The organism is Streptomyces malachitofuscus (assembly GCF_055571035.1).
The window spans coordinates 20861-31336 of record NZ_JBVIGA010000049.1 but is presented as its reverse complement, the minus strand read 5'-3'; the positions used below and the strand labels follow the sequence as shown (position 1 = coordinate 31336).

At 70.4% G+C, this 10476-nt stretch carries 8 protein-coding genes and 1 pseudogene; 5 read left to right on the top strand and 4 right to left on the bottom strand.

Annotation, left to right across the window (positions count from 1 at the left end):
* From ACZ44S_RS38255 to ACZ44S_RS38245, 3 genes and pseudogenes are all read left to right on the top strand, one after another.
* A pseudogene (locus ACZ44S_RS38255) lies at positions 1–336 on the top strand (Stk1 family PASTA domain-containing Ser/Thr kinase); the annotation flags it as partial.
* A 231-nt stretch (positions 337–567) separates the two neighbouring features.
* Positions 568–1527, top strand: a complete 960-nt coding sequence (locus tag ACZ44S_RS38250) for an IS481 family transposase (RefSeq protein ID WP_466937956.1) — start codon at positions 568–570, stop codon at positions 1525–1527.
* A gap of 464 nt (positions 1528–1991) precedes the next feature.
* Positions 1992–2573, top strand: coding sequence for an SbcC/MukB-like Walker B domain-containing protein (locus tag ACZ44S_RS38245; RefSeq protein WP_466937954.1), 582 nt, complete (start codon positions 1992–1994; stop codon positions 2571–2573).
* 346 nt (positions 2574–2919) lie between these two features.
* Here ACZ44S_RS38245 and tpg read toward each other — a convergent pair whose 3' ends face one another.
* Both tpg and tap read right to left on the bottom strand, forming a co-directional pair.
* Complete coding sequence (tpg, locus tag ACZ44S_RS38240) at positions 2920–3477, bottom strand: telomere-protecting terminal protein Tpg (RefSeq protein WP_466937953.1); 558 nt, start codon at positions 3475–3477, stop codon at positions 2920–2922.
* A 14-nt stretch (positions 3478–3491) separates the two neighbouring features.
* Positions 3492–5765, bottom strand: a complete 2274-nt coding sequence (gene tap / locus ACZ44S_RS38235) for a telomere-associated protein Tap (protein ID WP_466937950.1) — start codon at positions 5763–5765, stop codon at positions 3492–3494.
* Between the two features lie 208 nt (positions 5766–5973).
* On the opposite strand from tap, the gene ACZ44S_RS38230 reads away from it, so the two are divergent.
* Both ACZ44S_RS38230 and ACZ44S_RS38225 read left to right on the top strand, forming a co-directional pair.
* Positions 5974–6942, top strand: coding sequence for an ankyrin repeat domain-containing protein (locus ACZ44S_RS38230; protein WP_466937947.1), 969 nt, complete (start codon positions 5974–5976; stop codon positions 6940–6942).
* An 18-nt stretch (positions 6943–6960) separates the two neighbouring features.
* Entirely contained in the window at positions 6961–9393 is a 2433-nt protein-coding gene (locus tag ACZ44S_RS38225) for a helicase associated domain-containing protein (protein ID WP_466937944.1), read from the top strand.
* Positions 9394–9692: 299 nt separating this feature from the next.
* Here ACZ44S_RS38225 and ACZ44S_RS38220 read toward each other — a convergent pair whose 3' ends face one another.
* Complete coding sequence (locus tag ACZ44S_RS38220) at positions 9693–9980, bottom strand: NIPSNAP family protein (protein ID WP_466937942.1); 288 nt, start codon at positions 9978–9980, stop codon at positions 9693–9695.
* A gap of 17 nt (positions 9981–9997) precedes the next feature.
* A complete protein-coding gene (locus ACZ44S_RS38215; RefSeq protein ID WP_466937940.1) occupies positions 9998–10468 on the bottom strand; it encodes a GNAT family N-acetyltransferase in 471 nt (156 codons plus the stop codon).
* Positions 10469–10476: the final 8 nt, after the last annotated feature.

Below are 10476 nucleotides of genomic sequence, written 5' to 3'. Positions count from 1 at the left end.
CTGGTCAAGGACCCCGACTACCGGTACCAGTCGGCCGACGAGATGCGGGCCGACATCGAGGCCTGCCTCGACGGCCAGCCCGTCGCCGCCACCGCCGCACTGGGCGCGGTCGGCTACGGCGGCTACCCGGACGACCAGCCGACCACGGCCCCGCGCCCGACGTCCCGCACCAGCGCGACGACAGTGCTGCCGGTGACGACTCCATATCACGATGGGTCCGGCCATGTCGAGCGCCCGTCTCGTCGCCGACGAGAGAGAAACAACAACACCACTACAAGTCTTTTGGCCGTGGCCGGTTTGCTGGTCTTGGTCGGCGCCATGTTCACAGGCATGTGGTTGGGTAAACACCTCTAATCACAAGGCTGTCGCGCGACGTGGCGCTCGGTGCCGCAAAATGAGCTTCGCTGGGTACTTAGCTTGTTCTTTTTCTTCTGGCCTCGAACAGTGTCCCGAACGAGTGTCAACGGCCGTGTAGTTCTCCCCAGTGGCGGCCAGTAGTTCGCCCTAGTGGTCTAAAACTGCCGATCATCGTTGACACCTGGGTCTCCGATCACTACGGAGATCCACATGCCGAAGTCCATCCCCACCACCCCGCCGCTTGACCGTGAGGCCAAGCGGCGCCTGGCCGTCATACGCCATGTCGAAGAGGTCACCGGGAACGTCGCGATGTCCTGCCGGTACTTCGGGATCAGCCGGCAGGCGTACTACACCTGGTACCGCCGCTACCAGGCCGAGGGCGTGGAGGGCCTGCGCACCCGCTCCAAGGCGCCCAAGCACTGCCCGAACGCGACGCACGTCGAGGTGGTCGGGAAGATCATCTACCTGCGGCAGAACTACCACTTCGGCCCCGAGAAGATCGCCATGTACCTCAAGCGGTACCACGACGTCACCATCAGCAAGTCGGGCGTCTGGCGCATCCTCAACCGCCTCGACATGGGCCGCCTGCCGGCCTCCCAGCGCTACAAGCGCCACGACCGCCGGTGGAAGCGCTACGAGAAGCAGCTGCCCGGCCACCGGGTGCAGATCGACGTGAAGTTCATCGAGCCGCTCGCCTCGATGCCCCAAGGGCGCCGCGGCGGGCGCACCAAGTACTTCCAGTTCACCGCGATCGACGACTGCACAAGGCTGCGCGTCCTGCGCATCTACCCAACGCTGAACCAGGCCACCGCTATTCAGTTCCTGGACTACGTCATCCAACGCCTGCCGTTCCAGGTCGAGGTCATCCAGACCGACAACGGCGCCGAGTTCCAGTCCGCCTTCCACTGGCACGTCCTCGACAAAGGCATCGCCTACACCTACATCAAGCCCCGCACGCCGCGCCTGAACGGCAAGGTCGAGCGCTCCCAACGCATCGACGCCGAGGAGTTCTACCGACTCCTCGACGGCGTCATCATCGACGACGCCGAGGTCTTCAACGACAAGCTGCGCGAGTGGGAGGACTACTACAACTACCATCGCCCCCACGGCGGCCTCGGCGGCCAGACCCCCTACGAACGCCTCAAGCAGAAGACCACGGCCCAGGCGTAATCGAAGATCTTCAGTTGCACACCGTCACGCGGTCGACTGGACGTATGGGCCCAGGCCGTCACTCAGGCCCTCACGCATCTCGATGCCTCCGGCCAGCACCAGGCGCCGAAGGCCCCGGCCCAGTCAGAGATCGCCGAAGTCCGCACGTACGCCTCCGAACTGTCGACGACCACCTCAACGCTGAGTGACAGGCTCACCCAGCGTGCCGTCGCCGCCGCAGGCCACGCAGCCACTGCCGAGAACAGCCTCAGCGAGTGCGCCGCCGCACTTACCGATGTCGACGGCTTCGATACCCACGCCGATCTGACAACACCCGAAGCGCTCCACCTCCTCGTTGCCGCAGTCGGACAGGCAACCAAAGACCAGCGCCAGAAACAGCAGGATGCGCAGGACCTGATCAAGCCGGGCGCTGACCTGGACTTCGCCATCACCGCGGGCAGGGCCCGCTGTGAAGCCCTGGAAGGTTGCGCCGCGAACTGGTCGACGCCAAGTTCCTGAACCACCTCACCATGCTGCGTACTCAGGCGCTGCTCGGTATCGCCAGCGACCTGCTTGGCCAAATGTCCGAAGGGCGCTTCGGCTTCGCTGACAGCTTCGACATCGTCAGCCGCAACTCCGGCGTCGCCCACCCCCCGAACCGGCTGTCCGGAGGAGAGAAGTTCCAGGCATCACTCGCCTTGGCCCTGGCACTCGCCGAACTGCACTCCCGCAGCGGCCCGGCCCTCGGCTCCCCGTTCCTCGATGAAGGCTTCGCCGCCCTCGACGCCACCGCACTGGACTCCGCCCTCGAGGTACTGCGCACCCAAGCCAGCGGGAATCGCCTTGTCATGGTGATCAGCCACCTGCAGGCTGTCGCCGAGGCCGTCGACGACGTGCTGCTGGTGGAGCGGACGCCTGCCGGATCGTCCGCCCACTGGCTCACACCGACCCAGCGCGACGAACTGGCACAGGCCGACCTGGTCAGCGCCTACAAACAATGGCGCGATAGCTGCGCCGGAACCTCTTCGGCGAACACGTCGTCTCACACGGTCGCACTGGCCCGCTGAAACGCACCTGTTCCGGGGTTTGTAGTGGATGTCGTGTAGTCGGGCAGAGCGCGTGCCGGCACCGCCGACTGAACCGCGCACAGCTCGGCAGGCACACCCCCCGGTTGCGTTGAGGACGACCTTCGCATCGGCGCGCAGGCAGCCGTCGTCGTGCCGAGTGGGGGAGTTGCGGCATGTCCACTGCCGCAGCACGCCGGCAGTCGGCAGGCCGTAGCGGTCTGCGGTCCGGTTGATCAGTGATGAGGTCAGCTCCCCGGTCAGCGGCACGGTCCATGACGCCCCTGCTGTCACAGCTCCCCCTCCAGTGCCCGTTCCTGCTTCCTGCCCGACCTCCGGCCCTGTCCGGTTACAGCTCGAATTCCAGGTCGATCAGGTCGGTGAGTTCCACTTCGAGGCCGTGTGCGCGGCGGCCGCTGTCGCGGAAGTAGACCTCGCCCAGGGCCTCGGCGGCGATCTGGCGGAGCTGGTCCTCGGTGAGGCCGGCTTCTTGGGCTTGAAGGAGGCGGGCGGCGTGTTGTGGGGGCAGAGCGAGGGTGAGGTGACGTAGGCGGGCGTCGTCGGTGCTGCCGGGGGCGGCGGTGTAGCCGAAGCGGGCCTGGACATCGATCATGATGCCGCTTGTGGTGGCCGCGGCCTGCTTCGCCTTGGCCCTGATCTGCGGCTGCCAGCGCGCGCGGACCTCGCCCTGAAGCCGCTCGGCAAGCTCCGGCCGGGGGGTCTTGATCTGGTTCTTCACATACCGTTCGACGGTGCGCTGGCTGATGCCGAGCAGCTCGGCGACGCGCCGGGTACTGCCCTGGTGCTGCTTGACCAGGTAACGCATCTGCGCCCCGGCCGACTTGGGCACGGGTCGCGTGAACGCCCCTTGCACCGCCTTGTCGAGTTCTTCCCCGACCGTGACCATCGCCGTAACGCTCCCTATTCTCCGGTGTCCTTGGCGGTGACCTCGCCGGTCTTGATGTAGCGGGCGAGGTTGGCGACATGGCCGTCGGCGCCGAGCTGCTCGAGGACGTCCGCTCCCCACAGCAGGCTCTGGGTGCCCTCGTGCTTGACCATCCCCGGCGAGACCCCCAGCCGGAACGAGCCCGCCACGGTCTTGCCGTCGGCGCCGTAGGGCAGCACGTCCAGCGGGCTGGGGCCGTCGGCCGCGTACACCGCGCAGTCGGACAGGACCGCGACGGGGTAACGGCCGGTGGCCGCCGCCAGGGCGAGCATCTTGCGGTGCATGTTGATGCGGGCCCGGGAGATGACGGCCGCGCGGATGTCCGGCCGCCACGTCGGGCGGGCGAGGGCGGGCCAGGCCTGCCCCGGCTTCCAGCCGCCCCCGCGTGCCTTCTCCTGCAGCTTGCCGATGCCGCCCTTGACGGTCATCTTGACCGCGTCCACCACGATCCCCAGCTCCGGATCGCGGCTCTTGTAGCCGTCCATCGCCTGAAGGAACTGGTGCGGGGGCAGCTTCTCCGCGACGCCGAGGTCCGCCATGGTGGCGACGTAGGCATCGCGCAGCCGCTTGTACCAGCCGTCCAGGAACCGGCCACTCTCCCGGCGCACCCACGCCTCCACGGGCGCGACGTCGTAACCGAGCTCCACGGCGTACGCCACGGTGGGCGTGGCATACCAGGCCGGACCGGTCGGGCGCTTGCCGGTCGGCGTGAACGGGCTGGGCAGCAGCGCGCCATCGAGGTCGCGCCACTGCTTGCCGACCTTCACCCGGGACAGGTCGACGTGGGAGAGGTCGACCAGCCAAGAACCAGGCACCGACGGGTCGAAGACCGGGCGGTTGACGTGCACGGGCGGCGACGCCAGACCGACGACCGCGCCGTTGGCGGCCGCACCGAACGCCAGGTTCACGTCCAAGCCGACCAGGTAGCGCTGCATGCACTCGGCATCGGTCAGATCCCGCGCCCAGTCGTAGGCCTCCTCGAACAGCCGCTCGCCGGGGCCGCGCACGTGGAAGCGGGGCAGATGGGCCAGGACGGGGTGGCCGTCGGTCGCCTCGCACGGCGCGGGATCCATCGGCTCCGTACCCAGCGAGCCGGGCCGGTGCTCGCGGTGCCGTCTGCCGTTCTCGTCCGGCTCGCTCGCCCTCGTGGGCGGGTTGAGCGCCGTCATCAGATGCAGCCCCGTCACCGCGGTGGAGCCCACCGGCGTCATCACCCGCTGCGCGAACACCCCCAGCACCCGGGCGAGCTCCGCGGGCTGAAGCTGCGCGGCGTGGCCCCAGGCGCGGCCGTCCAGGGCACGCCAGGAGGGAATGCACAGCTGCACGCACTGGCGGCGGCTGCCCTGGGCGGGGCGGTAGATCCGCGCCCATGGCCCCAGCCCGCGCTTGGTGAGCTGCCAGCCGGCGCGCTCAAGCTGCTTGATGACCTTGTGTCCTTCCGGCAGCCGCCCGGCGAGGCGCTCGGCCTCGGACAAGGCGGCGGGCAGGCCGTAGCGCTCGCACGCCGCCTCGGTGAGCACCAGCAGCGGGTCGCCGTCCTTGCCCGAGCCGTGCAGCTTCTGCGACCCCAGTTGTGCTTCGGTGAGCGTCCACTCCACCAGTGCGGGCAGCGACTTGGCGGGCACGTCCAGGATCAGACCGCCGACGCCGTAGCCGGTCACCTGCCGCTCGGTGTCGGCGTCGAGGACGAGCAGCGGACCGTGCGCGTAGGCACCGCCGGGCGCGGGGGTGTTCGCCGGGGCGGCCTTCCTCGCAGCGGGGCGCCGCGAGCTCTGCGGCGCCCGCTCGGCACGCGGCACCGGCCGCTGTGTCGCTGCCGCGTGCCGAACGGGCGCCGGGGGAGCGGCCGGGGGCTCCTCGGCCTCCGCCGCGGCAGTGGCTTCCGCCGCCCACCCGCCCGTGGGCCCAGCCTGCGCCGCGGGCGCTGCGGGTGCTGCGGGTGCTGCGGTGGTGGATGTCTGCGGCGCCGCGGTGCCCGGGTCCTCCTGCGGGGCGCCGGTGCTCTCGGGGGCGGGGTAGAGCGTGGCGAGCTGCTTCAGCAGGCGGGCGTACGCCTCCCGCTCCGGCGGCCGGGGCTCTGCCTTGCCCGACTCCCAGCCGCCCACGGTCGCCCGCCGCACGCCCAGAGCTGCGGCCACCTCGTCCAGGGTGAGCGCGTGCGCCTGGCGCAGCCGCCTGCGCTCGGCCGGCGGCGGCAGCGGGGAGCGGGACGCGACCAGCGCGTCGACCGCGTCGAACAACTCGGACATGGGACACCTCCACCCCTCACCCTACCCGTGACACGTCCCTCACGCGTACAGATAGCGTACGAAGCACGTACATTGAGCGTGCGAACGGTGTTCGGGGTGATAACGTCCGGTCAGCGGACCTGGATGGAGCCAGCGGCCTGTAGCGCACGTGTGCTCGGGGGCGGGTCGAAGTGGCGCGAGCGCATGCGACGTGTTCGATGGGGGAGCGGTGGCGGCAGCGAGTGACGGCTGGGCGGGCATGGGCTGGGACTGGAGGGATGCCGACGACATCCGCCGACGCCTGGACCAGGGAGCCGATCCGAACAGCTGGAACGGGAGCAGGCCCCTGCATCGGGCAGCGGTGTTCGGCTCCCCGGAGGCGGTTGCGGAACTTGCCCGCCGGGTTGCGGATGTGGACGCGCTGGAGAACGGGGTGACGGCACTGTGGGAAGCCGTCCTGTCCGGGAAGCCGGCCAACGCACGGGCGCTCGCCGCCGCCGGGGCCGATCCCTGGCGGCCCTCCCTCGGCGGCTGGTCGCCGGGGCGGCTGAGTCTGGCCGGACCGACGCCCGAGCTGTTCCCGGTCCCGGAAGGGGTGTCCCTGAGCGACGCCGAGCGTGCGGCAGCGCAGGAGGCCCATCGCCTCACCACGGCATTGGGTGAGTTCGACGACGACGGCATGGGCCTGGCCTGCGTGGCGGGCATCGACACGGCCGAGGCGGTGCGCCGTCTCCAGGCGACCCCGGTGGTGGACGGCGAACTCCTCGACGTGCTGACTGAGCTGCTGGAGGATCCCTATGCCCACGACATGGACGAGAGCCTGAACATCGTCGGCGTGACGTCCGTGCCGGGCGGCTGCGTGGTCACCCAGCCCTGGGGATATGCGCCGCAGATGCCGGGCGTGCTGACCCGGTTGTCCGCCGGCACCCTCTGCTACGGCCTCTACGCCAATCCCAAGAGCGGCAACCAGGGCAGCATCGCCCGCAACGGAATCATCGAGGGCTCAGACCTGCACCCCGGCGGAGGACCGGACGAGAACGACACTGCCGAGCAGGTGCTGGCCTCCTACCTCTACCAGCACCACGCCGTCGCCTACGCCTGCGCCTTCGCAGGCCTGCGCCCCGCCGACAGCCGCGCCGTGACCGGACCGCCCGATGTGTGGGTCGAACTGCCGCGCCGCGACTACTGGAGCCACTGACTCGAAAGAAGAGCTGACATGACTGTGGTCGAATTGCCGCTCCCCGGCCGCGCCGGGCCCGCGCGGCTGTTTCCCGACCAGGCCGAGGCGGTCAAGCGGCTGGCCGGGCACCTGCGGCGCGCGGGGACGCGGGCGCTGTTCGTCTCGGCGACGGGCACCGGCAAGACGCTGGTGTCGATCCGCACCGCGGACGAACTCGGCGCGCGGCTGGTGCTGTTCGTCGTCCCCACCCTGGACCTGGCCGCGCAGACGGCGCTGGCCTGGCGCCGGGACGGACACGGCGAGCACATGGTGATCGTCTCCTCCCTGGACACCAGCGGCCGCGACGACCTGGTCGCGGCCCGGGTCATGTCGACCACGAACCCGCACGCGCTGGGCGGGCTGATGTCGGTGGTAGGGGAGGGGGAGGACCAGATCCCGGCGTTGACGGTGATCTGCACCTACGACTCCCTGGACAAGATCGAGCAGACCCAGCGCACGGGATACGCGGTGCCGCCGTTCGACCTCGCGGTCATGGACGAAGCCCACCGGATCGCAGGCCGTGCCGACAAGAAGTGGGCCATCGTCAACGACGCGAAACGGATCTCGGCCGACCGCCGGCTCTACATGACCGCCACCCCGCGCATCTTCGCCGCGCCGGAGCTGGCGGAGTCCGCCGACACCACCCGCCCGCGCCGCCGCCCCGCCGCCGCGGGGCGGGATGTGGATGCGTTCGCCAACTCCATGGATAACGAGGCCGTCTATGGCCAGAAGATCTTCGAATACCCGCTCGCGCAGGCAGTGGCTGACGGCCGGGCAGCGGACTACCGCATCGTGGTGCCCACCCTCACCGACGCCGACCTGCGCCGCCGCCTCAATCTCCCCGCCCCCGGCACCACCCCTCCCGGCGACGGCGAGGAGCAGGACAGCGCGTTGCGCACCACCGCCCTGCACCTGTCTGTCCTGCGTGCCATGACCGAACACCGTCTGAGCAAGGTCCTGGTCTACTTCAACCTCGTCTCTGACGCCCGCCGCTTCGCCCGCGAACTCCCCCACACGCTGCGCCTGCTGGCCCGCACCGACCCCGGCCTCGTCCCGGACATCACCCCCGAGCTGTTCTTCGCCCACGGCGAGCACACCCCCGCCCAGCGCGCCGACACCTTCGCCGCGTTCGCCGCCGCCGACTGCGCGATCCTGGCCAACTCCCGCCTGATCGCTGAAGGCGTCGACATCCCCAGCGTGGATGCGATCGTCTTCGCCGACCCCACCCGCAGCGTCATCCGCTGCGTTCAGGCCCTCGGCCGCGCCCTGCGCCTGGACGTGAGCGGCAAAACCGCGAGCCTGATCGTGCCCGTCTACGTCCCGCCCGGCACGGACGGCGAGAACATCCTCGGCACCGCCTACGAGCCGGTGTGGGCGATCGCCTGCGCGCTGGCCAGCCACGACCACCGCATCCTCGAGCGCCTCCCGGACAAGGCCAACCGGCTGCCGAAGGAGACCAGCGATGTCATCGCCCGCCGCTGGCACTTCGACTTCACCGTCCACCCCGAACGCATCGCCCAGGCGATGGACCTGGTCTCCTTCGACCCCCGCGACCCGGCCGTCTCCCGCTCCCGCCGCCTCGGCCTGGCAGCCGCCCGCTCCTACCGCGACGAGTACGGCCACCTCGACGTGCCCGCCGACTACACCGACCCCGCCGGCTACCGGCTCGGCACCTTCATCACCACCATGCGCGACGCCCGGACCGCCGGCCGCCTCGAAGCCGACTGGACCGCCGAACTCGACGCGCTGGGCATGATCTGGGACAAGCACGACGCCGCCTGGCGCTCCCGCCTCGCCGCCGCCGCCGACTACCTGCGCACCCACGGCCACCTCGCCGCCCCCGCCACCACCCCCGTCGGCGCCTGGCTCGCCGAACAACGCCACCTCGCCACCAAGAACACCCTCGATGCCGCACGCGCCGACGCCCTCACCGACCTCGCCCCCGACTGGCGCCTCCCGCACGGCGCGGACTGGCACCGCAAATACCACCTGCTGCGCACCCACCTCGCCTCCGGCGCCGACCCGGCCGCCCTCACCCGCGACACCCTCCTGGCAGGGGTGAAGATCGGCTCCTGGCTGGCCCGCCAGCTCACCACCTGGCCCGCCCTCCACCCCGGCCAGCAGCACCTGATGACCGCTCTCGGGCTGACCCCCGACACCAACCCCCTCGCCCCGGCCCGCCGCACCCGCCGCACCTTCGAACAGACCGTCCAGCTCCTGGAACTCTTCCTCCACCGCGAAGGCCGCGCCCCCACAGCCCGCGAGACCATCCGCGTCGACGGCGACACCGTCAAGATCGGCGCCTGGCTCGCCAAAGCCCGCACCAAACACCGCACCGGCCAGCTCCCCGACACTCATGCCTGCCTGGTCGCCGCCCTCTTCGACGGGGACTGGACATCTGAGGACGCCGTCCCGGCCGTCCTGGTGTAGGGGGGCCTCACGGCTCGACCCGGGGGGAGGAGTGGTCAAGCCAAGAGGCGGCCGGTCAGGACCGGTTGGACCGACGGCGTGCCTGGCGGGCGGCCGCGGTACCTAGTGCGCCGGGCGGTCATCGACCACGGCGGTCCGCAACAAGCCCGTCGTCCGCCGCACGAGCAGCACCCGGCGTGGGCCGACGTGGCACAGTTCCCACAGACCCCGTGTACGACTGCCTCGTCGCCGAGCGCGGCGACGTCCCCGCCGAGCGACAGCGACAGCGCCCTTCGCTTGGCGCCGGGGCCGACGCGCGGTCAGTAGTGCTGCTCGACCGTACGGTCCTCGGTGTGCAGGAGGTAGTCGTCCGGCTCGAGGCCCGCCGCCTTGCGCTCGGGCGATGCCCAGTACTGAGCGTTGCGCTCCTCAAAGGTCCCGGGCCCCCTGTAGGAGATCAGCCAGACGAACTGGTTGCGTTCCCGGTCCACCCAGGCCCCGCCGATCTCGAAGCCCCACTTCCGCCGCAACGGCACGACGTCACTGCGCCACCGCTCAACCCACTCGTCGAGCAGCCCGTCACGGACGGTGTAGGTACGCAACTGCAAGATCTCGGGAGCCTCCTTCACACGCTGCGCTCCAGCATGGCCCGCGGACGGCGACCTGTCGAAGCAGCCCGGAATCGGGTCGGCGAGGAGAGATGCTCGCACACCCCGCCGAACTCGGGCAGCGCAACCCGAAACTCCTCCTCCAGGACGGGGAAGAACTTCCTGGCCTGGGGCGACTGGTGGGTCGTCTGCCAGGCGTAGCCGGGGCCGTCGGCCAGGGCCCGGCGTACCAGGCGACGCCCGAGACCCTGACGGTGACGGTCGGGATCGATGGAGATCTTGTTGATGCTGCCGACGCGGCAGGTGTCACACACCACCCACACCAGACGGCCGATGTTGTACCCGTCCCGGTCGAACATCCGCAGGTTGCGGTGTCCGGTCGGATGCTGCGGCGGCCAGTACAGAAACCGCACGTCCCGGTGCCGGGTCGTCACCAGGATCCAGCGCCACCGCAGCGGGGAGAGGGACCCGGGAACGGGAGGTGCCACCGGCTGCT